Raw genomic sequence first — 23,458 nt, forward strand, 5'->3', positions numbered from 1 at the left:
AACTGCAGACGCTGCCGGTCGCGGATTTCCAGGTCAGCTATCGCACGGTCCGCGGGCCCGCGCCGGACCTGTGCTTCATCGCCGCCGACATGCGTTTCCCGCCCGATCCGGAGGCGCGCGCGCGCGAGGAGATCCGCGACCTTTTGGCGCAGCGGCGCGAAAAGCAGCCGATCGGCCAGCCGAGCTGCGGCTCGGTGTTCCGCAACCCGCCTGGCGACCATGCCGCGCGCCTGATTGAGGCCGCGGGCCTGAAGGGCCGGCGTATCGGCGACGCCGTGGTCTCGATCAAGCATGCCAATTTCATTCTCAACGGCGGCGAGGCACGCGCCGACGACATCGAGGACCTGGTGCATCAGGTGCAGGCGGAAGTGCGGCGCCTGCATGGCATCGAGCTGGAACCGGAGGTACGGATCGTGGGGGAGCGGGGACGGGCATGAATCGGAAAGTGAAAAACGCCAAAGACTTTGGGCGTGTGGCCGTGCTGTACGGCGGCTGGGCGCCGGAGCGCGAGGTGTCGCTGGTCAGCGGTGCGGCGGTGCTGCAGTCGCTGCTGAAGCAGGGCGTGGACGCGACCGGCGTGGACCTGAGTCGCGAGCGCTTGCTGAAGCTTGAGGCCGAGGGTTTCGACCGCGCCTTCAACGTGCTGCACGGCATCGGCGGCGAGGACGGCGTGGTGCAGGCCGCGCTCGAGCTGATGGGCATTCCCTACACCGGCAGCGGCGTGCTGGCCTCGGCGCTGTCCATGGACAAGCGCGTCACCAAGCTGGTGTGGGCGGCGCAGGGCATCCCCACGCCGCTGCACCGCGTGCTGACGGACGGCACCGACTTCGCCCAGCTGGCCGAGGAGATCGGCCTGCCGCTCTTCGTGAAGCCCGCCGACGCCGGCTCCAGCATCGGCCTGACCAAGGTCAAGCGTGCGGAGGATATCGAGCCGGCCTATCGGCACGCGCGTCAGTACTGCCGCACGGTGCTGGCCGAGCGCTTCGTCGCCGGCGGCGAGTACACCTGCGCGGTGCTCGACGGCCAGGCGCTGCCCCTGATCCGCATCGAGCCGGACGGCGAGTTCTACGACTACAACGCCAAGTACGTGTCGGACAACACGCGCTACCACTGTCCCGCCGGACTGGCGCCGGAGCAGGAGGAACAGCTGCGGGCGCTGGCGCTGAAGGCCTTCCAGCTGACCGGCGCCAGCGGCTGGGGGCGCGTGGATTTCCTGCTGGATGCCGAGGACAAACCCTGGTTCCTGGAGCTCAACACGGTGCCGGGCATGACCTCGCACAGCCTGGTGCCGATGGCGGCGCGCGCCGCGGGGCTGAGCTTCGATGAACTGGTCTGGCGTGTGCTGGAAAGCTCGCTGCCGGGGAATGGGACATGAGCGCGCGCCGCTCCCCCGCACCCTACGCACAGTTCGCGCGGTGGGCTGCCGTACCGGCGCTGATGCTCGGTACGGCGCTGCTGCTGGTGGCCGGGCTGTGGCTGTGGGTACAGCGTCAGGCCGGCGACGTCCTCACGCTGCAGGTCGAGGGTCGCTTGCGCTACGTGGTCCCGGGCGACGTGCAGGTGGTGGTCAAACCGCATCTGCAGGCAGGGTTTTTCGAGCTCGATCTGCACGCGGTGCATGCAGCCGTGCTCGGCCTGCCCTGGGTGGAGCGCGCCGAGGTACGGCGCCGCTGGCCCAACGGTGTGGTGGTGCGCATCTGGGAGCGCCAGCCCCTTGCACGCTGGGGCGAGACGGCCTTGATCAGCACCACGGGCGAGCGCTTTGCGCCCGCGGCCGGGACCCTGCCGGTCGGTCTGCCGGCTCTGAGCGGACCGGAAGGCACCGAGCGGCTGCTGGTCGAGAGCCTGCGTCATTTCACGGACGTGCTGGCGCCGGCCGGGCTCAAGGTCGCGGCGATCACGATCGATGCGCGCGGCGCCTGGACGGTGACACTGGACATCGGCCTGGTGATGCGTCTGGGGCGCGATCGCATCGAGGAGCGGCTGCGGCGTTTCGCCGACACCGCAGTGCCGACGCTGGGCGACCGCATCGGACAGGTCGCCTACGTGGACCTGCGCTACGGCAACGGCTTCGCGGTGCGCTGGCGCGAGCAGGCGCCCGTACCCGGTGTGGAGGAGGGCTAGGGCATGAGCAAGAAACCGGAAAAGAACGTGATCGCTGCGCTCGACATCGGCACCTCCAAGGTCGCGGCGATCGTGGCGGAGCTGGGGCCGGAAGGCGGACTCGAGATCATCGGCCTCGGCGCCAGTCCCTCGCACGGCATGAAGAAGGGCGTGGTGGTGAACATCGAGGCCACCACGCAATCGATCCGCCGGGCGGTGGACGAGGCCGAGCTGATGTCCGGCTCGCGCATCCACAGCGTGCACGTCGGCATTTCCGGCAACCACGTCAAGAGCATCAACTCGCACGGCATCGTGGCGGTGCGCAACAAGGAGGTCAGCGAGGCCGACGTGCAGCGCGTGGTGGATGCCGCCTGCGCCGTGGCCATCCCGGCCGACCAGAAGATCCTGCACGTGCTGCCGCAGGAGTTCACCGTGGACGACCACGAGGGTATCCAGGAACCGGTGGGCATGTCCGGCGTGCGGCTCGAGGCCAAGGTGCACATCATCACCGGCGCGGTGACCGCGGTGCAGAACATCCGCAAGTGTGTGGCACGCTGCGGGCTGGAGGTCGGCAAGCTCTCGCTGGAGCAGCTGGCCTCGAGTTACGCGGTGCTGTCCGACGACGAGAAGGATCTCGGCATCTGCCTGGTGGACATCGGCGGCGGGACCAGCGACATCGCGGTGTTCGTCAAGGGCGCGATCCGGCACACCACCGTCATCCCGATCGCCGGCGACCAGGTGACCAACGACATCGCGGTGGCGCTGCGCACGCCGAGCCAGCATGCCGAGCAGATCAAGGTGAAGTACGGCTGCGCACTGCCTGACCTGATCGAGGGCGTGGACGAGATCGAGGTGCCCAGCGTCGGCGACCGCCCGCCGCGACGCATGTCGCGCCATACCCTGGCCGAGGTCATCAAGCCACGCTACGAAGAACTGTTCCAGCTGATCCAGGACGAGCTGCAGCGCAGCGGCTTCGACGATCTCGTCGCCGGCGGCGTGGTGCTGACCGGTGGCAGCGCCAAGATGGAAGGCGTGGTCGAGCTGGCCGAGGAGGTGTTCCACTCGCCGGTCCGGCTCGGCATACCGCAGGGCATCACGGGCCTGACGGACGTCGTGCGCAACCCGATTCATGCCACCGGCGTGGGCCTGCTGCGGCTGCAGCAGAAGTCGCAACCCTATGCCGAGTACGCACCCGTCGGCGCCAGCCTGAAGGACATCTGGCAGCGCATGCGGGAATGGTTCGAGAGCAATTTCTAATCCGATTTTGAGGGCGGGGTGGGACCGCTTCGGTCCCGTTGTCGAAAGGGTCATTACTGACAGAGGAGAAGGGCCATGAGCGAGAAGTTCGAAATCATAGACGGCACGCGGGATGGCGCCGTCATCAAGGTGATCGGCGTGGGCGGCGGGGGCAGCAACACCGTCAACCAGATGGTCGAGGCGGGCATCGACGGCGTGGAATTCATCTGCGCCAACACCGATGCTCAGCACCTCGACATGTGCAAGGCCGACGTACTGCTGCCGCTGGGCGCGAACGTCACCCGCGGACTGGGTGCGGGCGCGGACCCGGCGGTCGGCAAGCAGGCGGCGCTGGAGGACCGCGAGCGTATCCGCGAGGCGCTGCACGGCGCCGACATGCTGTTCATCACCGCGGGCATGGGCGGCGGCACCGGCACCGGCGCAGCGCCGGTGGTGGCCGAGATCGCCAAGGAGATGCAGATCCTGACCGTGGCGGTCGTGACCAAGCCGTTCTCCTTCGAGCGTGCCAAGCGCATGGAAGTGGCCATGCAGGGCATCCAGGAGCTGTCGCAGCACGTGGACTCGCTGATCGTGATCCCCAACGAGAAGCTGTTCCAGCTCGGCAAGAGCATCACGCTGAAGTCGGCGTTCAAGGCTGCCAACGACGTGCTGCAGAACGCCGTGCAGGGCATCGCCGACCTGATCACCCGCCCGGGTCTGATCAACGTCGACTTCGCCGACGTGCGGCGGGTGATGTCGATCCAGGGCATGGCGATGATGGGGCTCGGCGCCGCACGCGGCGACAACCGGGCGCAGGTGGCCGCGCAGACCGCACTGGCCAGCCCGCTGCTGGAGGATCTGGACCTCACCGGCGCCCAGGGCGTCCTGGTCAACGTGACCTCGGACGAGAACCTGACGCAGGAGGAGTTCAAGATCATCAACGAGCTGATCGCCGAGCGCGCGCGGCCGGACGCCTGGATGATCGTCGGCACCGCCTTCGACGCCGCGCTGCAGGACGAACTGCGGGTGACGGTGGTGGCGACCGGCCTGGGCGGCATGAACAAGCTGGCGGCGACCCCGGTCAAGCCGCCACGGCGCTCCGACGGCACGCTCGACATGAAGGTGATCGAGAAGCCGGCCATCGTGCGCAAGCACGAGCAGGCACATCGCACCGAGGGTGCGACAGCACTGGACCTGGACTACCTGGACGTGCCGGCCTTCCTCCGTCACCAGGCCGACTAATGCGCTTTGCGCGAGCCCGCTTTTGTGGACGAAGGGGGCGCATCCGCGACAGTGCCCCCAACAGGCAGGAATAAAAGCGGGGGGTATGCCCGAGGCCGGCCGGAAAGGGGTCGTCCGCCGCCATTTCATGGCCTGGCGGCGTGCCTGCACGCGACAGGGGCGGGGCGTCCCCGCAGACCCGGCCCCGTCATTTGCGTGTAAACTAGGCCCCTTTCAGCCGGCCCAGGGACGGTGTTCAGGGCGCTTGCAGCTGGCGGTTGTCGGCGGGTAAGCGCATGATTCCGGTGGATTTGCAGGAGATGACGCCGACTCCATGCTGAGACAACGTACCCTGCGCAACCCGATCCGCGCCACCGGCGTCGGCCTGCATACCGGGCACAAGGTCTACATGACCCTCAAGCCCGCGCCGATGGATGCCGGCATCGTTTTCCGGCGCGTGGATCTGGAGCAGCCGGTCGAGATCCACGCCCGCGCCGAGAACGTCGGCGAAACCACGCTGTCGACCACGCTGGTCCAGGGCGGCGTGCGCATCTCCACCGTCGAGCACCTGATGTCGGCCATAGCCGGGCTCGGCATCGACAACATCATCGTCGAGCTGTCCTCGGACGAGGTGCCGATCATGGACGGCAGCGCCGGCCCGTTCGTGTTCCTGATCCAGTCGGCCGGCATCCAGGAGCAGGACGCGCCCAAGAAGTTCATCCGCATCAAGCAGCCGGTACTGGTGCAGGAAGACGACAAGTGGGCACGCTTCGACCCTTACGATGGCTTCAAGGTCAGTTTCGGCATCGACTTCGACCACCCGATCTTCGAGGCCGGCAAGCAGGTCGCGGCGATCGATTTCTCCACCACCTCCTTCGTCAAGGAGGTCAGCCGCGCGCGCACCTTTGGCTTCATGCGCGACATCGAGTATCTGCGCTCACGCGATCTGGCGCTGGGCGGCAGCATGGACAACGCCGTGGTGCTGGACGACTACCGCGTGCTGAACGCGGAGGGCCTGCGCTACGACGACGAGTTCGTGCGTCACAAGATCCTCGATGCGATCGGGGACCTGTATCTGCTCGGGCATAGCCTGATCGGTAGTTTCACCGGTTACAAGTCCGGCCATGCCCTCAACAACCGCCTGCTGCGCAAGCTGCTCCAAGAACAGGACGCCTGGGAAATGGTGATCTTCGAGGACAAGGGCGACGCACCGATCTCCTACGTCAACGCGGTGCCGGTCAGCTGAGGAACGGCTGGGCCGCAGTTCCAAAAGGCACTGGACCCCGGCTTGCGCCGGGGTACTACCCTGCTGCCTTTGGCAGCTGGGTAGTATTTTCTAAGTAATTCAGGGTTTAAGGCCCGGCTGGACCTTGACCTCCAGCGTCCGGCAGCGGATGCTATGGGCTTTCAGCAGTCCGTCCAGCACGGACTGACGATGATAACGAAGGCGGGTCGCCCAGGTCGGTGAATCCGCCAGCATGACCAAGCAGTCGCCGCGCAGATTGGCGACTTGGACATGGGAAGAGAGTGTCGGGGGCAAGGCGCTGCGTATGCTGCGGTCCAGCTGGCCCAAGATACGGGCCCGTTCCACCAAGGACGCCAGGCCAGGCGCAGCGAGCGCTGCCGCCAGCGAAACCGGTTTCGAGCGCGATGGCACGATGGGGTCATTGCAGGTGAGGAGACGATGCAAATCATAGTGGTCAGCAACCGCCTGGGGCAAACCTGGCAGCTGAGCCTGGCGCCGTCGAACTGGCGCCTGTGGCTGCCGGTGGCCGCCGTGCTGGCCCTGCTGGGCAGCATGCTCTACTGGCTTGGTTACCAGACCGGGCCGGTCAGTCCGAGCCTGGCCTACTCCGCCGACGTGACCAGCCTGTGGCAGCGCGAGATCGACCGTCAGCGTCTGCAGATCAGCTCCACGCGCGAGGCCTTCGACGACAACATCAACGCGCTGGCCTACCGCCTGGGCGAGCTGCAGGCCCACATGGCCCGGCTCAACGCCGTGGGCCAGCGCCTGGTCGAGATGGCGCGCCTGGATCCGGACGAGTTCGAATTCGAGTCGACGCCGCCGGTCGGTGGCCCCGACGAGCTGACGGCAGGCGACGCGTATACACGCTCGCTGGACCAGTTCAGCGCTTCGCTGGACGAATTCGCGCGCCGGCTCGACGAGCGGGAGCGGCAGATGCGCGTGCTGCAAGACCTGCTGGTGGCCAGTCGCCTGCAGGAACAGGTGCGGCCCTCCGGCTACCCGGTGCTGCGCGGCTACATCACTTCGGGTTACGGTTGGCGCGACGACCCCTTCACCGGGCGCAACGCACTGCATCGCGGCGTGGACTTCGCCGCACGTTCCGGCGCCGATGTCATCACCGTCGCCGCCGGCATCGTGACCTTCGCCGGCGAGCGCAACGGCTACGGCATCATGGTCGAGATCAATCACGGTAACGGTTACGTGACCCGCTACGGCCACAATTCCAAGGTGCTGGTGAAGCCCGGGGACCGCGTACTCAAAGGACAGCGCATCGCACTGGTTGGCTCCACCGGGCGTTCCACCGGGCCGCACGTACACTTCGAGGTGCTGCGCAACGGGGTGGTGGTGAATCCGGCCGAGTACATCCGCGCCGGTTAGGGAACCTCTGATCAATTCCTTCGTCATTCCGGCGAACGCCGGAATCCAGCGATTTCAAGGCTCTGGACCCCGGCTTTCGCCGGGGCGACGAATTAATCAGAGCTTCCCTGGTATTTTCATGTCCTTCGGGCAGGACCCTATCTGGTCCCCGGGGTCGCGTCCGCGACCCTGCCCACAATAAGCAAGAGGTCTTGGGCGTGAGTTAAGCGCGCAGGCACGCTATCCTATGCGCCTTTCGCGGCCTTCGGGCTGCGCTTCCGGACCCCTCGGGCTAGTCTGATCCATGCTCAATCAGGTTCTTGCCAAGATCTTTGGCAGCCGCAACCAGCGCATCCTCGACCGCTTCGAACAGACGGTCCGGCGCATCAACGAACTGGAACCGCAGTTCCAGACGCTGGCCGATGCGGCGCTGGCCGCCAAGACCGTCGAGTTCCGCGAGCGCCTGGCACGCGGCGAGAACCTCCAGGGGCTGCTGCCGGAGGCCTTTGCCGCCGTCCGCGAAGCCGCCCGGCGTACGCTGGGCATGCGCCACTTCGACGTGCAGCTGGTCGGGGGCATGGTGCTGGATTCCGGCCGCATCGCCGAGATGCGCACCGGCGAAGGCAAGACCCTGGTGGCGACGCTGGCGGCCTATCTCAATGCGCTGCCGGGCAAGGGCGTGCACGTGGTTACGGTCAACGATTACCTGGCCGGCCGCGATGCCGAGTGGATGGGGCGCATCTACCGCTTTCTCGGCCTGAGCGTCGGCGTGATCCGTGCCGGTCAGACCCCGGCGGAGAAACGGGCCGCCTACGGGGCCGACATCACCTACGGCACCAACAACGAGTTCGGTTTCGATTACCTGCGCGACAACATGGCTTTCACGCCGGCGGACCGCGTGCAGCGCGGCCTGCACTACGCGATCGTGGACGAGGTGGACTCGATCCTGATCGACGAGGCGCGTACGCCACTGATCATCAGCGGTCCGACCGACGACGACCCCGAACTGTACCGCAAGATCAATGCATTGATCCCACGTCTGCAGCAGGGTGAGGCCGGCGAGGACGACCAACCCGATACCGGCGACTACGTGGTGGACGAGAAGGGCCGCAACGTGCATCTGACCGAACAGGGCCACGAGCGGGTCGAGGCGCTGATGCAGTCGGCGGGTCTGCTGGACAGGGGCGCCAGCCTGTACGACGCCAGCAACCTGATCCTGATGCACCACCTCAACGCCGCACTGCGCGCGCATGCGCTGTACAAGAAGGACGTCGAGTACATCGTCCGCGACGGTCAGGTGATCATCGTGGACGAATTCACCGGGCGCATCATGCCGGGCCGGCGCTGGTCCGACGGCCTGCACCAGGCGATCGAGGCCAAGGAAGGGGTGCGCATCCAGCAGGAAAACCAGACGCTGGCCTCGATCACCTTCCAGAACTATTTCCGCCTGTACGGCAAGCTGGCCGGCATGACCGGCACCGCCGACACCGAAGCCTACGAGTTCCAGCAGATCTACGGCCTCGAGGTGGTGGTCATCCCGACCAACAAGCCGATGATCCGCGACGACCAGGGCGACCAGGTGTTCATGACCGCGCGCGAGAAATTCGACGCGATCATCCAGGACATCACGACCTGCCGCGAGCGAGGCCAGCCGGTGCTGGTGGGTACCGCCTCGATCGAGGTGTCCGAGCGGCTGTCCAGCCTGCTGCGGCAGAAGAACATCCCGCATGAAGTGCTCAACGCCAAGCAACACGAGCGCGAGGCCGAGATCGTAGCCCAGGCCGGCCGTCCCTTTGCCGTGACCATCGCCACCAACATGGCCGGCCGCGGCACCGACATCGTGCTGGGCGGCAACTGGGAGGCCGAGGCCGCCCACCTGCCGCCGGAGCAGGTGCAGGAGCGCGCGCGCCTGAAGGCGGAATGGCAGCGGCGTCACGAACAGGTGATCGCCGCCGGCGGTCTGCGCGTGATCGGCTCCGAGCGCCACGAGTCGCGGCGCATCGACAACCAGCTGCGCGGCCGCTCCGGCCGCCAGGGTGACCCCGGCAGCTCGCGTTTCTACCTGTCGCTGGAAGACACGCTGATGCGTATCTTCACGCCACCGCGCCTGCGCGCCATGCTGCAGCGCCTCGGCATGCAGGAGGGCGAGGCGATCGAGCATCGCTGGGTCACGCGCGCGATCGAGACCGCCCAGCGCAAGGTCGAGGCGCGCAACTTCGACATCCGCAAGAACCTGCTCGAGTACGACAACGTCGCCAACGACCAGCGGAAGGTGATCTACGAGCAGCGTAACGAGCTGATGGAAGCGGAGGACATCTCCGACATCATCGCCAACATCCGCGCCGACGTAGTCGATGCGCTCATCAGCCAGCATATCCCGCCGCAGTCGATGGAAGAGCAGTGGGACGTCACTGGCCTCGACGAGGCCCTGCGGCGCGAGTTCGGGCTCGAGCTGGGCGTCAAGGGCTGGCTCGAACGGGAACCGGAACTGCCCGAGGAAACCCTGCGCGAGCGCATCCAGCAGCAGGTCACGGCGGCCTATGAAGCCAAGCGCCGCCAGGTGGGTGAGGAGGTCATGCGCCGCTTCGAGCGCGACGTCATGCTGCAGGTGCTGGACACCCTGTGGCGCGAGCACCTCGCCGCCATGGATTACCTGCGCCAGGGTATCCACTTGCGCGGCTACGCGCAGAAGGACCCCAAGCAGGAGTACAAGCGCGAGGCCTTCGCGATGTTCTCCACGCTGCTGGACCGGCTCAAGAGCGAAGTGACCGGCATCCTGCTGCGGGTCCAGGTGCGGGTGCAAAGCGAGGTCGAGGCGCTCGAACAGCAGCGCCAGCGTCAGCGGCGCCTGCAGTTCGTGCATGCGGAGGCGCCCAGCGCGCTGCAGGAAGCGCCGCCCGAGCAGGCCGCCGCCCAGGCGGCCGCACCGCCGCCGGCAGAGATCGCCAAGGTCGAAACTTTCGTGCGTGAAGGCCAGAAGGTCGGGCGCAACGAGCCTTGTCCGTGCGGGTCGGGCAAGAAGTACAAGCACTGCCACGGCCGGCTGAGCTGAAAGCAAAGAAATTGAACAGGATTAACAGGATGTTTCAGGATAATCAGGATGAAGAAATTTTCTTTGCAAAGAAACGTTCTTGATCCTGTTCATCCTGTTAAGTCCTGATCATCCTGTTCCATCTCTCGATTCTCATGGCACATTGGGATAAGCAATGGCTGTCAATTTGAAGGTACCGGAGGTTCTGCATCCGGTGCCCGGTGTGCGCTTGGGCGTGGCCGAGGCGGCGATCAAGAAGCCGGGCCGCAAGGATCTGCTGCTGATCGAACTGGTGCCGGGCACGCAGGTGGCGGGCGTGTTCACGCGCAACGCCTTCTGTGCCGCGCCGGTCCAGCTCTGCCGCGAGATTCTCGGCGCCGGCCGTGCGGTCAGGGCTCTGCTGGTCAACGCTGGCAATGCCAATGCCGCCACCGGCCAGGCCGGCAGGGACGACGCGCGCCAGACCATGACGGCGACGGCGGTTGCGCTCGGCTGCGAGACGGATGCGGTGCTGCCGTTCTCCACCGGCGTCATCGGTCAGCGCCTGCCGGTTGCGCGCATGCTCGAAGCCATCCCGCGTGCCGCCCAGGACCTGCGTGCCGACGGCTGGCTCGATGCCGCGCGCGCCATCATGACCACCGACACCCTGCCCAAGGGTTCGACACGGCAGGTGATGACGTCGCAGGGCCGGGTGACCGTCACCGGCATCGCCAAGGGCGTGGGCATGATCTGTCCCGACATGGCGACGATGCTGGCCTTCATCGGCACCGACGCGCGCCTGGGCGCGGCGACCACGCGCCAGCTGCTGCGCGAGGTCGTCGGCCAGACCTTCAACTGCGTCACGGTGGATGGCGACACCTCCACCAACGACGCCTGCATGCTGTTCGCCACCGGCCGGGCCGGCACGGCCGAGATCGCCCAGGGCGATGCGGATTACGCGGCCGTGCGCGAGGCGGTGCTGGCCGTGGCCACGGAACTGGCGCAGGCCATCGTGCGCGACGGCGAGGGTGCGACCAAGTTCATCACGGTCGAGGTGTGCGATGCGCGCGATACGGATGAGGCGCGCAAGGTGGCCTATGCGGTGGCGCACTCGCCGCTGTTCAAAACCGCGATGTTCGCCAGCGACGCCAACTGGGGCCGGATCATCATGGCCATCGGCAAGGCCGGCGTGGAGAATCTGGATCCGGCCGCTGTCAGCGTCGCGCTGGACGACCTCGTGCTGATCGAACGGGGCGAGCCCCATCCGGATTACCGCGAAGCCCTGGGCGCCGCGGTCGTGGCGCGGCCCGAGTTCAGCGTGTGCATCCGTCTGGGGCGCGGCACGGCTGGCACGCGCATCTGGACCTGTGATCTGAGCTACGACTACGTGAAGATCAACGCTGAATATCGCACGTGAAGCCGCTGCATATCGCCGTCGGCGTGGTCAGCGATGCCGGGGGACGCATCCTGATCAGCGAACGCAAGCCGGACTGTGCCTATGCCGGGCAGTGGGAGTTTCCGGGTGGCAAGTGCGAACCGGGTGAGCCTGTCACGGCGGCACTGGCGCGCGAGTTGCGCGAGGAACTGAGCCTTACCGTCCGCGCCGCCCGGCCGCTGATCCGCCTCGAACATCGTTATCCCGACCGGCATGTGCTGCTCGATACCTGGCGCGTGACTGCCTGGGAGGGCGTGCCCGAAGCGCGCGAGAATCAGCGCTTTGCCTGGGTGCCGGCCACGGAACTGGACCGCTACCCGATGCTGGCCGCCAACCGCCCCATCGTGCGCGCCGTGCAGCTGCCGGAGACCTATCTGATCACGCCTGCGCCGGGCCGTGACCGGGACGCCTTCGTCGCCGCGCTGGCGCACAGCCTTGCGGCGGGCGTGCGCCTGGTGCGGCTGCGCGCGCCGGCGCTGGCCGTGGACGACTACGCGGCACTGGCCAGCCGCTGCCTTGCCGCCTGCCGGCAGGAGGGCGCGAGGCTTCTGCTCGATCGCGATCCCGGGCTGGTCGAGCGGCTGGGCGCGGATGGGCTGCACCTGGATGCGCGTACCGCCGCCAGGCTGCGGGCACGACCGCTCGCGGCCGGCCGGCTGTTCGCCGTCTCCTGCCACGACGGCACGGAACTCGAGCAGGCGCTGGCGCTGGACGCCGATTTCGCCGTGCTCGGGCCGCTGGCCGCAACGCCCAGCCATCCCGGGCAGGCCGGCATCGGTTGGTCCGCGTTTGTACGCCTCGTGGGTGAGCGGCCGTTGCCGGTGTACGGTATCGGCGGCCTGCAGCCGCAGGACCTCGACACCGCCTGGCGGCATCGCGCCCAGGGCATCGCCGCGATCCGCGGCCTGTGGCGGCCAGCGATGGGCTAATCCGGTTCCTTCGACGGGGCCTGGTTCGCGGATTGTTCCCCGGCAATGCGGTGGCGCTCGCTCAACCAGTCGCCCAGGTCCACCGTCTTGCAGCGTTCGCTGCAGAAGGGCCGCCAGGGGTTGTCTGCGGTCAGCGGCACGGACTTGCCGCAGCGCGGGCAGCGTCCGATGCGGGCGGTTGCAGCCATCGCGTCACAGCGCGCAGAGCACGAGGTCGAAGCTGACGTCCTCGGCGGTCTGGGTCGGCCGGCGATTCACGTCGCCGTGCTCCATGAAGCGGATGGTGCAGCGGTGCTTGCCGGCGCTGATCTCCGGATACAGTGGGCTGCCAGCCGGTAGCAGCACGCGGATCAGCTGGCAGGGGCCCTCCATGGTGTGGATGTACATGCCGCGCTCGGCCAGCTTCGGCACCGGGCGCGCGCTCTCGCGCACCAGCTTGACCATGAGCGCAGCGGTGTCCTGGAACGGCTTGGTGTCGCGGCACCACAGCTCGAGGTCGTGCCGTTGCTGCTCGGCAGTCTGACCGAGCCAGCGGTGATAGGCCGGCAGGTCGAAGCCGCAGCAGCCGCCGGGGATGGCGCTGCGGCTGATGATGCCGCTGAGGAACTCGTTCTCCTTGAGCAGGGTGCCGGCCGCCTGGGCCGGGACGTTCTGCAGCGTCTCGTTGAGCTGCTGCAGCTGCTGCAGGATCTGGCTCAGCCGGCCGTGGTCGATGCCGGGCCGGTTCTGCAGGCGGCTGAGGTTCAGGTGCTGGTGGTTGAGTTCCTTGATGAACTCGGTGCGCAGGTCGCTGCGTGTCAGCAGGGTGAGGATGTCGAGCAGCGTCGCCATGGCCGCGCGCCGGCCGGCGACGCTCTCGTCCAGCAGGTAGTGCTGCAGCTGGCCGAACAGGCAGTCCAGACGCAGAAACGTCCGCACATGCTCGTTGAGCGGCTGCTCAAAGCAGATTTCCCCGGCTTCGATCGACACGGCTCGTCCCCCGGCCAAGGGGGCATTGTAACTAGTTGGCAGGCCCTGCTGGCAAATGCAGCTTGCGTGCGGGGGCGATCGTACCGCGTGCGATGCCCAGGTAGTGTGCATGCAGCCGGGCGACCAGGTCCCCGAGCCGCTCGGCGGGGCCGTCGTTGCGCAGCACGTCGTCGGCGATCGCCAGGCGCTGCGGGCGCGTGTCCTGCGCCGCGAGCATGCGCTGCGCCAGCTCCCGCGTGATGCCGTCGCGGCGTATCAGTCGTTCGAGCTGGACTTCTTCCGGCGCGTCCACCACCAGCACGCGGTCGACCAGTGCGCGCATGCCGGTGCGGGCCAGCAGCGGGATCATGAGCAGGCGGTACTCTCCAGGCAGGGCATCGCGGCGCCGCGCCAGCTCGGCATGGATCAGGGGGTGCAGGATGGCCTCCAGCGCTGCGCGCGCGCCGGCATCCGCGAACACGCGCTCGCGCATGCGCCGCCGTGCCAGCGTACCGTCCGGCTCCAGGATGTCGGCGCCAAAGCGCGCCACCAGCGCGGCCAGCCCCGGCTGGCCCGGCGCAACGACGTCGCGCGCGACCTGGTCGGCGTCGACCACCCCGACGCCGAGGCGGTTGAAGTGCTCGCCGACCAGGCTCTTGCCGCTGGCGATGCCGCCGGTGAGGCCGACCGTCAGCTTCACGACAGGCCGGAGAGCTGCAGATAAACGCGGTTGATTTCGTCACCGGCCAGCAGCGCAACCCAGCCGGCGGCGGCCAGGTAGGGCCCGAAGGCGATGGGCACGCCCTGCGGCAGGCGGCGCGAGAGCATCAGGCCCAGGCCCACCAGCGTGCCGATCACGGAGGCCAGCAACACGATCAGCGGCAGCATTTGCCAGCCCAGCCAGGCGCCGAACACCGCCAGCAGCTTGAAGTCGCCATAGCCCATGCCCTCCTTGCCGGTGAGCAGGCGGAAGGCCTGGAACACTGTCCACAGGCTGAGGTAGCCGGCGGCGGCGCCGATGATGCTGGAGCGTGGGTCGGTAAAGGTCCCGGTCAGGCTCAGCAGCAGACCGGCCCAGAGCAGGGGCAGGGTGATGGCATCCGGCAGCAGCTGGTGGCGGAAATCGATGCCGGCCAGCGCAATGAGGGCCCAGGTCAACGGCAGGGCGGCCGCCAGGGCCATGCCCGGGCCCAGCTGCCAGGCCAGCCAGGCCGAGGCCAAGCCGGTGATCAGCTCGACCAGGGGGTATTGGATGGAGATGGGCGCCTGGCAGGCGGCACAGCGGCCGCGCAGCCATAGCCAGCCCAGCAGCGGGATGTTGTGCTGCCAGCGGATGGGGGTCTTGCACTGGGGGCAATGCGAGGCGGGGAAAACGAGGCTGACCAGCGGCTCGCCCTGGGGTGGAGGCTGGTTCAGAGCCTCGGCGGAGTCGCGCAGCCACTGCTGCTCGAGGCGCCGCGGCAGCCGGTAGATGACGACATTGAGGAAGCTGCCCACCACCAGGCCCAGCAGCAGCGCGCAGCCGGTCAGGAAGGCGGGCGAGGCCGCCAGGGCATCGGAGACAGTCACGGGGCAATCCAGCTTATATGGCGGAGCCGAGTTTGAAGATCGGCAGATACATGGCGACGACGAGGCCGCCGACAAGCACACCCAGGATCGCCATGATCATGGGTTCGAGCAGGCTGGTCAGGGAGTCCACCAGGTTATCCACCTCGGCCTCATAGAAGTCCGCCACCTTGGCGCACATGGCGTCCAGCGCGCCGGATTCCTCGCCGATGGCCACCATCTGAGTGGCCATGTTGGGAAACAGGCCGGTCTGCGACATGGTCAGGTTCAGTTGCACGCCGGTGGCGACCTGGTCGCGCATCATCAGGATGGCCTCCTCGAAAATGATGTTGCCAGAGGCTTTGGCCACGGAGGTCAAGGCATCGACGAGCGGCACGCCGGCGGCAAACATGGTTGACAGGGTTCGTGCGTAGCGTGCTACCGCTGCCTTGTAAACGATCTCGCCGACCACGGGAATCTTCAGTGTTAGCCGATCCAGCAGGCGGCGAAAGTTGCGCGAGCGCTGTTTGAAGAATATGAAGGCATAGGTTGCGCCGGCGATCACTGCCAGGAATATCCACCAATAGGCCTGTACGATCTCCGACAGTTTAATGACCAATAACGTAAAGGCAGGAAGGTCGGCGCCGAAACCCTCGAACAGGCTCTTGAACTGCGGCACCACGAAGTACAGCAGGATGCCGGTGACGATGATGGCCACCACGATCACCGCAGCCGGGTAGAACATCGCCTTCTTGATCTTGGCCTTCAGGGCCTCGGTCTTTTCCTTGTAGGTGGCGATCTTGTCGAGCAGGGTTTCCAGGGTACCGGACTTCTCGCCGGCATCCACCAGATTGACGAACAGGTCGTCGAAGTAAGCCGGATGCTTGCTCAGCGCCTCGGCAAAGGAGCCGCCACCCTCTACGTCGGCCTTGATGGTGTTGATCAGCTCGCCCATTGAGGGGTTTTCATGCCCGCGGCCGATGATTTCCAGCGCCTGCACCATCGGCACGCCGGCGGCCATCATGGTGGCCATCTGGCGGCTGAAGACAGCGATGTCACCGCTGGTGATCTTCTTTTTCTTCGTCGCGCTGAACAGTGCCGATTGCTTGCTGATGCGAGTCGGGTTCAACCCCTGCTTGCGCAGTTGCAGCTTGACGATGGTGTCGCTGGTGGCACGTGTCTGACCCTTAATCTTCTTGCCTTCCTTGTTGATACCTTCCCAGACGAACACCGACTCCTTGGGTGCCTTGGGGGCGCGTCCGGTCTTTGCTCCAGCGGTCTTGGCTGCTGCGGTGGCCATGCATTACATCCTGTGGCTGTGGGCCCTACTCAACTCAGTCTACGGTGACACTGTTCACTTCCGCCAGGCTGGTGACGCCCTGACGGACCTTTTCCAGCCCCGAGGCGCGCAGATCGTTGACGCCTTCTTTCCGGGCCTGCTCGGCGATGTCCATGGCGTTGCCGCCTTCCATGATGATGCGGCCAATGGCCTCCGAGACCGGCATGACCTGGTAGATGCCGACGCGCCCCTTGTAGCCCTCGTTACACTGATCGCAGCCCACGGGCTCGTACAACTCCAAGCTGTCGACTTCATCCGGGCGGAAGCCCTCGCGGATCAGTTCTTCGCGCGGGATGTCGGCACGTCGCTTGCAGAACTTGCACAGGCGGCGCGCCAGACGCTGGGCGATGATCAGGTTGACGGAGCTGGCGATGTTATAGGCCGGCACGCCCATGTTCAGCAGGCGGGTCAGCGTCTGGGGTGCATCGTTGGTGTGCAGGGTCGAAAGCACCAGATGGCCGGTCTGCGCCGCCTTGATGGCGATCTCGGCGGTTTCCAGGTCACGAATCTCACCCACCATGATCACGTCCGGGTCCTGGCGCAGGAAGGCGCGCAGGGCGGCGGCGAAGGTCAGGCCCACCTTCGGGTTGATGTTCACCTGGTTGACCCCGGGCAGGTTGATTTCGGCCGGGTCCTCGGCGGTGGAGATATTGGTGTCGGGCGTGTTCAGGATGCTCAAGCCGGTGTACAGCGACACGGTCTTGCCGGAGCCGGTCGGCCCCGTGACCAGGATCATGCCCTGTGGCCTGGCCAGAGCCTTGAGATAAAGCTCCTTCTGCTCCGGTTCGTAGCCTAGAGAGTCGATGCCCATCTGTGCCTGGGTCGGATCCAGGATGCGCAGCACGACCTTCTCGCCGAACAGGGTGGGACAGGTACTGACACGGAAATCGATCGCCTTGGTCTTGGACAGGTTCAGTTTGATGCGCCCGTCCTGAGGGATGCGGCGCTCGGCCAGGTCGAGTCTCGCCAGCACTTTGAGACGCGCTGCCAGGCGCATGCCCAAGGCCACCGGCGGTGCGGCAATCTCCTGCAGCACGCCATCCAGCCGGTAGCGCACGCGGTACTTCTTTTCATAGGGCTCGAAATGGATGTCGGAGGCGCCGCGCTGGATGGCGTCGAGCAGCATCTTGTTGACGAAGCGAACGATGGGGGTGTCCTCGGCGTCCGCAGAGCTCACCTCGGCGCCGGCAGTCTCCTCGACAGCACTCAGCTCGACGTTGTCCAGGTCGCTGTCGCCCAGGTCATCCATCTGGGTAGTGACCTGGCTCAAAGCCTGGTCGATGGCCTTGTTGAGCTTGTCCTCCTCGACCAGAATGGGTTCGGTCGGCATGCCGACGTTGAACTTGATCTCGTCCAGCGCCTGCAGGTTGGTGGGGTCGGACAGCGCCACGAACATGCGCTTGCCGCGCACGAAGATGGGCAGCGCGTGATGCTCGCGGATGAGCTTTTCGCTGACTTCCTTGACCGGCGCCTGGCTGAGGTCGATCGACAGGATGTCCAGCAGGGGAATGCCGAATTCACGGCTGGCGGACTCGGCGATCTTGCGCGCCGGCACCAGCTTGTCCTGCACCAGCAGGCTGACCAGAGATTCTTTACTTTTAGCGGCCTTCTGCTGCAGCTCCCGAGCCTTGTCTTCCGCCAGCAGGCCGTCGGTGACCAGGCAGCGGGCAAGACCGCCCAAATAGCCTGTGTGTGAGCTGGATGTGGGCCCAATAGCCATTTGGTTATAGTCGATCAACCGATGCGAGAATCTCGGTCGCGTATCAAATCAGCAGCAAGGCTCGCATACTGCCTCACACACGAGGCCCAGTCCCAGTACGTCATGGCAAATTGAGCACCCAGTACGCCCAGCTTTCTGAGCATTTCGGGTGCTCGCACAAGCGTTTCTAGACGGCGCTGCCATAAGATCTCCGAGTCCGTAGCATCGCATTTTTCATGTAATAGCACATTTTTGGCTGCCGGACATCCATACCACGTTTCGGAGCTTACGATAGCCGGCGTGCCGCAAGCCATCGATTCCTGTACGACCAATGGAAAGCCTTCACCGCGGCTAGGAAGCACAAGCAGATCGGCCAGCTGATAGATTTTTGCGAGGCTTTTGCCGCTGACATTCCGAAGCACCCGGATATTCGGGAGTCCCCAAGCTTCCGGATCCAGAGGTCCGTGACCGGCGAAAACCCACTGTACGTCGGGTATCGTCTGGGCCAGGTGGGCTAGAAGGCGCAGACCTTTCTTCTCCACGAAACGGCCCACGAACAGAAACACCGGGCGCATGCTGGAAAGCGAGTATTCAGCCCGCAACTGACATTTGACGGCGTCGGCAACGGGATGGAAAACATTGCGGTCGACCCCGTTTGGAATATAGAGAGCCGGGCGGCGGAAGCTTACGAACTGCCTGAAGTACGTGTGAACAGCCTCGCTGACGAATACGACCTGATTAGCACGCGACAGGCTGATGGCGCCAACGATGCGATTGAGACTGGCCAGCGTCCATCGAGCGATGCGGCTCTGATAAGGCACACAGCCTATGTGCTGTGTTACGAGCAGAGGCTTTTGGTGGTGTTTTGCCAGCCATATCGCGGCCTGGCTGCAGGGGTAAACAAAGTCATGGACGTGAACGCAATCAGCGCTCTCGATGCTGCGGCTAAGCTCTACTAATGCGGATATCGGCCATATGGGGAAGGGGATGCCCAGAGCCCTTTCGGTCTTGTTCCACGCACGTTGCGGGCGGCATCGAATGGAATCCACGGCGGAGTATTGGGGTGTCGGATCAGTGTCGCTGGCAAACCATTCAATCTGATAGTCGTGGTGGCGTGCCAGCCTACTGGCCAACTCGCCGGCGACTATCTCAATGCCACCGCGGTGGGAGGGGTAATAGGCGCTGACCAGCGTCAGCTTGTGGGGCATTATGCGCAGGGCCTCAGCAGAGAATCATGGACGATTCAGAGGCGCAAAGGTCCAAGCGGCATGTCCGATAAAGTTTACGGCAACGAAGGTGACCGTGACCATCAGACTGGCCAGGAGATAGTGAATTCCTGCTCCGTCAACCAAAATGACCATGCAAACGAGATTTGCACCGAAACTCAATGCCATAATTGCATAGTAACGAGTGGCCTGCTGCAGGCTTTGTGGCTCGGTATTTTTAAAGGTGTATAGCTTATTGAGCATAAATCCGAAAAAATTAACCGCCACAAAAGAAATGGTGACCCCGGTCAAGTAATGCAACCCCAGCCATCCTGTTGCCAACCATTGAACAGCTAGATTGAGTAAAGTACAAACGCCGCCGACCAGCAAGAATCTGCCAAATCTCGTGCTCACGGAGTCGATCGGCTGCCTCACTGACGGCGTACGGCTTCAATTAGTAGACACGCGCGGAGGTGGGTCTTGTGGTTGTGATCAGGCACAACGCCCAACGACATAATCTTGGCGCTGAAGGCGGCCAGCAGCATGGGCATGTGCAACGAGCTGCGACGTCCACCTAACGCACGTTGAATTTCGATAGGACGTTTCTTGCCTAGATACAGCTTGTACAAAATTCCGGAGGTCATGTTCGACAGGAACACCCAGCGGCTTACTTCGCGGGGGGTCATGTAATCCTGGAAATATTCAATGCCCAGACCGGCATTGTTCAGGTTTGCACACCATTCATCCAGAGTCCAGTAGCGCAAATGCGCGCATCGCTTGTCGATGGTTTCGAAATAGGCCATCGCCTGTTCTGGTGCGTTGGGGGCGGGCAGACAGGAATGGAAGTGGTTACTTGGTACGGTAAACAGGAAACGACCACCTGGTCGCAGCAGCCGACTGACCTCCTTGAGAGTATCTTGGATTGGCTCGATATGTTCGAGCACGGAATTGGAGAAAACGAAATCAAACGATCCGGACGGCTCAGGTATGTGCGTAGCCGAGCAGGTATGAACCCGCGAGTAAATACCTTCTCCGATTGCGAGCCGGGTTTCCTCCGGGTCTAGATCGATCCCTACCATGACGCGCCTGCCGACGTGGTTCAAGATGATTTTGGTCAGACGACCATTGCCGCAACCCAGATCGAGCCCGCGTCCGCTCGGGAGCCCGTGGGATAGCACGGTAGCTACCTCGATTGCACGCCAGAAGTTCGTGGCCGGTTGGAAGGGTTCTTGATGCTGAAAAGCCGCCAGCAGTTCTTGCACAGTCACGTTAGTCACGGGCATGTCAAGTAACCGAAGAGTAAGCGTTCAGGCGACTGATGATCTCGTGCTGCATTTCGAGAACCTCGACCGCATCATCCGCATCTATCCCTTCCGGCGTTCGACCATGTTGTACGGCGTCGGCAAACAGCGAGAACACTGTATCGTTACCGTAAGACAGCCTGCCTAAAATGTGTCGTGTACCGCTGCGCAGGTGCTGACTCCAGTGCTGCCAGCTCGCGTACAAGGAGGTGCGAAGTACGGAGAAAGTTTCGTGCTGGCCGTCGTTGGGTAAACGAATATAAATGTCCCGGAAAATATCCACCAGCCCGCAGGCATGTTCTCCCATCACCACGATGAACCATTCACTGACGGGCGCTTCAAAAGACATCAGCAGGCTGATGGGGAAGCTTGGTAAGGTGCCGGATGTATACAAGGCCTCGAGAACGGTGGGCGTACTGAGCCCGGATGCGCTCGTCACGAGATCCACGCGCTTGAGAGTGGGCACCCCCGTCGCAAGTCGGCGTATCAGATAAAGCAGGTGGGGGCTTTCGTCGTAGAAGAGGCCGAGCGGAAGTTGTTCATACCAGACCGGCAGGCGTCGCCTGGGATTGCTGAACTGTCTGGCGACGATATGGCGGATAGTGCCCAAACGTCCCAGCGTGAGGTCTTGTTCGAGCCTTTTGAAAGACTCGGCAAACTGAAAATTGTGCACGATAGCGAGAGTGAGCCCGGAGTCCCTTGCCAGTGTCCTGAGTTGTTTGCCTTCTTGTGGCGCCATGACGAAAGGTTTTTCGGTGATTACGTGCTTGCCGCACTGGAGCGCTTGACGGATCAATTCATGATGCGTCTGTGGGGCGCTGGCGATACTAACGGCATCAACCTCGTCCAGCCAGGGTATCTGCTCAATACTATCCCCGGTGTAGTGATAGGGAATCTTGAGACGCGATGCGATCGAGGCAGCCTTGCCCGCTTGGCGATCCATCAAGCCGACGACCCGGTAGCGCGCGCTGCGCCGGCACGTCGGTATATGTCGATGCTGCGCAACCCAGCCAAGACCGACGATGGCAATGCGTAGCGTTGGCGAGTTTTCTCCGGTTGAGTCCGACATGTTCGATACTTTGCACACACCCTCAAGACGGTCGTTCGCCGGCATTCTGGGCTGTGGTAGGGGAACGCGCTGCGCGCGTACCAACCAACAGATGAAGCACAAACGAGGCGAAAATGATGTTGGTTCCGAGAACAATGGCCTGTCCGGCGACAAATGCCGGGTGCACAGTGCCTTCCATGGGTTCGCCAGGGTTAAGTAGCCACCTTATCAGAATGCCTAACTCAACCAGTGCACCGATGGCAGCAAGGCAGCCGCCAAACAATAGTCCTTTCTCCAAAGTAAAGCTCTCGAGTGCCCACGACGCAAGTTTGGCACGCATGCGGGGAAAGCGTTCCAGTACCAGGATTTTCGCGAGTACGCCCATATGGATCAGATTGAATCCGACCAATGTCAGCAAGCCCCCCAGTGCCACGAAATGGATCCCAAAGTAGTAATCCGAAATGGACAAAGGTCCGCGCGCCAGCAGACACTGGAGAAACAGGCCGGAGCCAAGCAATAGTGTGCCGGGCAGCAAGTAAAGATGATCGGGTGCATAGGTGAGGATGAAACGCAGGTGACGCCAGCCGTCGCGGAAAGATCGCAGATGAGAAGGGCGGTTACGTCCGTCGGGGTAGAGCTTGACGGGTACCTCTGCGATCTTGAGATTCATCCTCGCGGCACATGCCACCAGTTCGGTAGCAAACTCCATGCCCGTCGCATGCGGGTGCATCAGCTCGTACGCCGTGCGTGTAAACGCTCGCATCCCACAGTGGAAGTCGCCGATTGGAACGCCGTATACGAACCGCGAGAGGCGCGACAGCAGGGGGTTACCGATGTATCGATGATGCCAAGGCATGGCGCCCGGCAATATTCCACCTTTGAAGCGGTTGCCCATGACAAGGTCATTGCCCTGCCTGATACCCTCTACAAAAGCACCCAGATCCGACCAGTCGTATGAGTCGTCGGCATCGCCGATAATGATAATTTCGCCTCTGGCTGCTTTGATGCCGGCCATTAGGGCGGTGCCGTAGCCTTTTATCGGTTCTTGCACCACACGCGCACCCAGGGATTCGGCAATCTGGCGCGACTGGTCGGTGGAGCCATTGTCGGCAACCACGACTTCGCCGGTCACACCCAGCTTTGCAAAACTCTGCTGGGCCTTGCGTATACAGGTGGCCAGTGTCCGCGCCTCATTCAGGCATGGCATGACGGCCGACACTTCGATGTTTTCAAGCTGATGGCGTCTATCGAGGCTCACTGGGCCCTCTTCAGAGCTGATAAAAAATCCGGGCATGTAATAGCGCTTTCTGACTTCAACCAATCTTCGAGTGTGCCCAGCGGTATATATCCTGATTTGCGATAAAGGCTCACGGACAGTCGATTGCCGAATAGCGAAAGTACAGTGCCTGTATTCATGTAGCCTCGGTACCAGCGCTGAGTCGTTCTGACCGTTTGGGCGCCGACGGGCGATAGGGTCTGGTTACAAGCCTGTTCAATTCTGTCAAAAACGATGTCGACTGTGGCCAGTTTTTCTTCGAGTTCTTTTCTAACAAGCTCGGAGACGGGAGTTACTTCACACACCCAGGCGATCATGCGATGAGGCAACGGAGTTTCATCTCCGCCCCGCCATCCAGCCACGAAAGTATTACGAATCTTGATTGGCAGACAGTCTTTCTTGGCTAGCTCGTAACCGTATAAGGCCAGACTGGCCGAAGCCGTACGGCGGGTCATCGAGTCAGGTCCCTCAATTGCAAAGCTGGCGGGTGCGGCAAGCAATACCCGTATCTCGGCGCTGGGACGATCCAGCAGTGCACGGAGCTTGTGCGGCATATTCTGT

The 23,458-nt window shown here is 64.1% G+C and carries 22 protein-coding genes; 10 read left to right on the top strand and 12 right to left on the bottom strand.

The features are described from left to right. From VNJ47_10375 to VNJ47_10420, 10 genes are all read left to right on the top strand, one after another. Positions 1–437 (top strand): UDP-N-acetylenolpyruvoylglucosamine reductase (locus tag VNJ47_10375; GenBank protein ID HXG29235.1); only part of this gene is annotated, 437 nt, incomplete at its 5' end. After that, entirely contained in the window at positions 434–1,375 is a 942-nt protein-coding gene (locus VNJ47_10380) for a D-alanine--D-alanine ligase (protein HXG29236.1), read from the top strand. The genes VNJ47_10375 and VNJ47_10380, both read left to right, overlap by 4 nt. Then, on the top strand, positions 1,372–2,124 hold the full coding sequence (locus VNJ47_10385; protein ID HXG29237.1) for a cell division protein FtsQ/DivIB: 753 nt from the start codon (positions 1,372–1,374) through the stop codon (positions 2,122–2,124). Before VNJ47_10380 ends, VNJ47_10385 begins: the two co-directional genes overlap by 4 nt. A 3-nt stretch (positions 2,125–2,127) precedes the next feature. Further along, positions 2,128–3,360: a cell division protein FtsA gene (gene ftsA / locus VNJ47_10390; protein HXG29238.1), complete on the top strand. Its 1,233-nt coding sequence runs from the start codon at positions 2,128–2,130 to the stop codon at positions 3,358–3,360. 75 nt (positions 3,361–3,435) lie between these two features. Then, on the top strand, positions 3,436–4,581 hold the full coding sequence (gene ftsZ / locus VNJ47_10395) for a cell division protein FtsZ (protein ID HXG29239.1): 1,146 nt from the start codon (positions 3,436–3,438) through the stop codon (positions 4,579–4,581). Positions 4,582–4,894: 313 nt separating this feature from the next. Continuing rightward, on the top strand, positions 4,895–5,806 hold the full coding sequence (lpxC, locus tag VNJ47_10400) for a UDP-3-O-acyl-N-acetylglucosamine deacetylase (protein HXG29240.1): 912 nt from the start codon (positions 4,895–4,897) through the stop codon (positions 5,804–5,806). Between the two features lie 438 nt (positions 5,807–6,244). Next, positions 6,245–7,183: a M23 family metallopeptidase gene (locus tag VNJ47_10405; GenBank protein HXG29241.1), complete on the top strand. Its 939-nt coding sequence runs from the start codon at positions 6,245–6,247 to the stop codon at positions 7,181–7,183. A 283-nt stretch (positions 7,184–7,466) separates the two neighbouring features. After that, positions 7,467–10,214, top strand: coding sequence for a preprotein translocase subunit SecA (gene secA / locus VNJ47_10410; GenBank protein HXG29242.1), 2,748 nt, complete (start codon positions 7,467–7,469; stop codon positions 10,212–10,214). 154 nt (positions 10,215–10,368) lie between these two features. Next, positions 10,369–11,589, top strand: coding sequence for a bifunctional glutamate N-acetyltransferase/amino-acid acetyltransferase ArgJ (gene argJ, locus VNJ47_10415; GenBank protein HXG29243.1), 1,221 nt, complete (start codon positions 10,369–10,371; stop codon positions 11,587–11,589). After that, positions 11,586–12,536: a Nudix family hydrolase gene (locus tag VNJ47_10420; GenBank protein HXG29244.1), complete on the top strand. Its 951-nt coding sequence runs from the start codon at positions 11,586–11,588 to the stop codon at positions 12,534–12,536. Before argJ ends, VNJ47_10420 begins: the two co-directional genes overlap by 4 nt. Here VNJ47_10420 and VNJ47_10425 read toward each other — a convergent pair. The 12 genes from VNJ47_10425 to VNJ47_10480 form a co-directional block, all read right to left on the bottom strand. Beyond that, entirely contained in the window at positions 12,533–12,724 is a 192-nt protein-coding gene (locus VNJ47_10425; GenBank protein ID HXG29245.1) for a DNA gyrase inhibitor YacG, read from the bottom strand. The two genes, VNJ47_10420 and VNJ47_10425, sit on opposite strands and share 4 nt — an antisense overlap. A 4-nt stretch (positions 12,725–12,728) precedes the next feature. Beyond that, a complete protein-coding gene (zapD, locus tag VNJ47_10430) occupies positions 12,729–13,505 on the bottom strand; it encodes a cell division protein ZapD (GenBank protein ID HXG29246.1) in 777 nt (258 codons plus the stop codon). A gap of 31 nt (positions 13,506–13,536) precedes the next feature. Continuing rightward, positions 13,537–14,184 (bottom strand): dephospho-CoA kinase, encoded by a 648-nt coding sequence (gene coaE, locus VNJ47_10435; GenBank protein HXG29247.1) that lies wholly within the window; start codon positions 14,182–14,184, stop codon positions 13,537–13,539. Next, positions 14,181–15,053 (bottom strand): A24 family peptidase, encoded by an 873-nt coding sequence (locus VNJ47_10440; GenBank protein ID HXG29248.1) that lies wholly within the window; start codon positions 15,051–15,053, stop codon positions 14,181–14,183. The genes coaE and VNJ47_10440 overlap by 4 nt, the downstream gene beginning before the upstream one ends. 13 nt (positions 15,054–15,066) lie before the next feature. Further along, positions 15,067–16,329 carry a type II secretion system F family protein gene (locus VNJ47_10445; protein ID HXG29249.1) on the bottom strand — a complete coding sequence of 421 codons (1,263 nt, stop codon included), beginning with the start codon at positions 16,327–16,329 and terminating at the stop codon, positions 15,067–15,069. A 34-nt stretch (positions 16,330–16,363) separates the two neighbouring features. Beyond that, positions 16,364–18,049, bottom strand: a complete 1,686-nt coding sequence (gene pilB, locus VNJ47_10450; GenBank protein HXG29250.1) for a type IV-A pilus assembly ATPase PilB — start codon at positions 18,047–18,049, stop codon at positions 16,364–16,366. A 53-nt stretch (positions 18,050–18,102) separates the two neighbouring features. Continuing rightward, on the bottom strand, positions 18,103–19,275 hold the full coding sequence (locus VNJ47_10455; GenBank protein ID HXG29251.1) for a glycosyltransferase family 4 protein: 1,173 nt from the start codon (positions 19,273–19,275) through the stop codon (positions 18,103–18,105). A 24-nt stretch (positions 19,276–19,299) separates the two neighbouring features. Further along, positions 19,300–19,686, bottom strand: coding sequence for a GtrA family protein (locus VNJ47_10460; protein HXG29252.1), 387 nt, complete (start codon positions 19,684–19,686; stop codon positions 19,300–19,302). A gap of 17 nt (positions 19,687–19,703) precedes the next feature. Beyond that, positions 19,704–20,555: a class I SAM-dependent methyltransferase gene (locus VNJ47_10465; GenBank protein ID HXG29253.1), complete on the bottom strand. Its 852-nt coding sequence runs from the start codon at positions 20,553–20,555 to the stop codon at positions 19,704–19,706. Position 20,556: 1 nt separating this feature from the next. Continuing rightward, positions 20,557–21,642 carry a Gfo/Idh/MocA family oxidoreductase gene (locus VNJ47_10470; protein ID HXG29254.1) on the bottom strand — a complete coding sequence of 362 codons (1,086 nt, stop codon included), beginning with the start codon at positions 21,640–21,642 and terminating at the stop codon, positions 20,557–20,559. 22 nt (positions 21,643–21,664) lie between these two features. Then, positions 21,665–22,879, bottom strand: a complete 1,215-nt coding sequence (locus VNJ47_10475; protein HXG29255.1) for a glycosyltransferase family 2 protein — start codon at positions 22,877–22,879, stop codon at positions 21,665–21,667. Further along, on the bottom strand, positions 22,876–23,458 hold a 583-nt coding region (locus tag VNJ47_10480; protein HXG29256.1), incomplete at its 5' end, for a hypothetical protein. The genes VNJ47_10475 and VNJ47_10480, both read right to left, overlap by 4 nt.

It is taken from the genome of Nevskiales bacterium (assembly GCA_035574475.1).
Classification (GTDB): domain Bacteria; phylum Pseudomonadota; class Gammaproteobacteria; order Nevskiales; family DATLYR01; genus DATLYR01.

Bases quoted from the DNA above. Each gene is read 5' to 3' on its own strand.
- VNJ47_10380 (HXG29236.1), top strand. From the start codon at position 434: ATGAATCGGAAAGTGAAAAACGCCAAAGACTTTGGGCGTGTGGCCGTG.
- VNJ47_10385 (HXG29237.1), top strand. From the start codon at position 1,372: ATGAGCGCGCGCCGCTCCCCCGCACCCTACGCACAGTTCGCGCGGTGG.
- ftsA (HXG29238.1), top strand. From the start codon at position 2,128: ATGAGCAAGAAACCGGAAAAGAACGTGATCGCTGCGCTCGACATCGGC.
- ftsZ (HXG29239.1), top strand. From the start codon at position 3,436: ATGAGCGAGAAGTTCGAAATCATAGACGGCACGCGGGATGGCGCCGTC.
- lpxC (HXG29240.1), top strand. From the start codon at position 4,895: ATGCTGAGACAACGTACCCTGCGCAACCCGATCCGCGCCACCGGCGTC.
- VNJ47_10405 (HXG29241.1), top strand. From the start codon at position 6,245: ATGCAAATCATAGTGGTCAGCAACCGCCTGGGGCAAACCTGGCAGCTG.
- secA (HXG29242.1), top strand. From the start codon at position 7,467: ATGCTCAATCAGGTTCTTGCCAAGATCTTTGGCAGCCGCAACCAGCGC.
- argJ (HXG29243.1), top strand. From the start codon at position 10,369: ATGGCTGTCAATTTGAAGGTACCGGAGGTTCTGCATCCGGTGCCCGGT.
- VNJ47_10425 (HXG29245.1), bottom strand. From the start codon at position 12,724: ATGGCTGCAACCGCCCGCATCGGACGCTGCCCGCGCTGCGGCAAGTCC.
- VNJ47_10445 (HXG29249.1), bottom strand. From the start codon at position 16,329: ATGGCCACCGCAGCAGCCAAGACCGCTGGAGCAAAGACCGGACGCGCC.
- VNJ47_10455 (HXG29251.1), bottom strand. From the start codon at position 19,275: ATGCCCCACAAGCTGACGCTGGTCAGCGCCTATTACCCCTCCCACCGC.
- VNJ47_10465 (HXG29253.1), bottom strand. From the start codon at position 20,555: ATGCCCGTGACTAACGTGACTGTGCAAGAACTGCTGGCGGCTTTTCAG.
- VNJ47_10470 (HXG29254.1), bottom strand. From the start codon at position 21,642: ATGTCGGACTCAACCGGAGAAAACTCGCCAACGCTACGCATTGCCATC.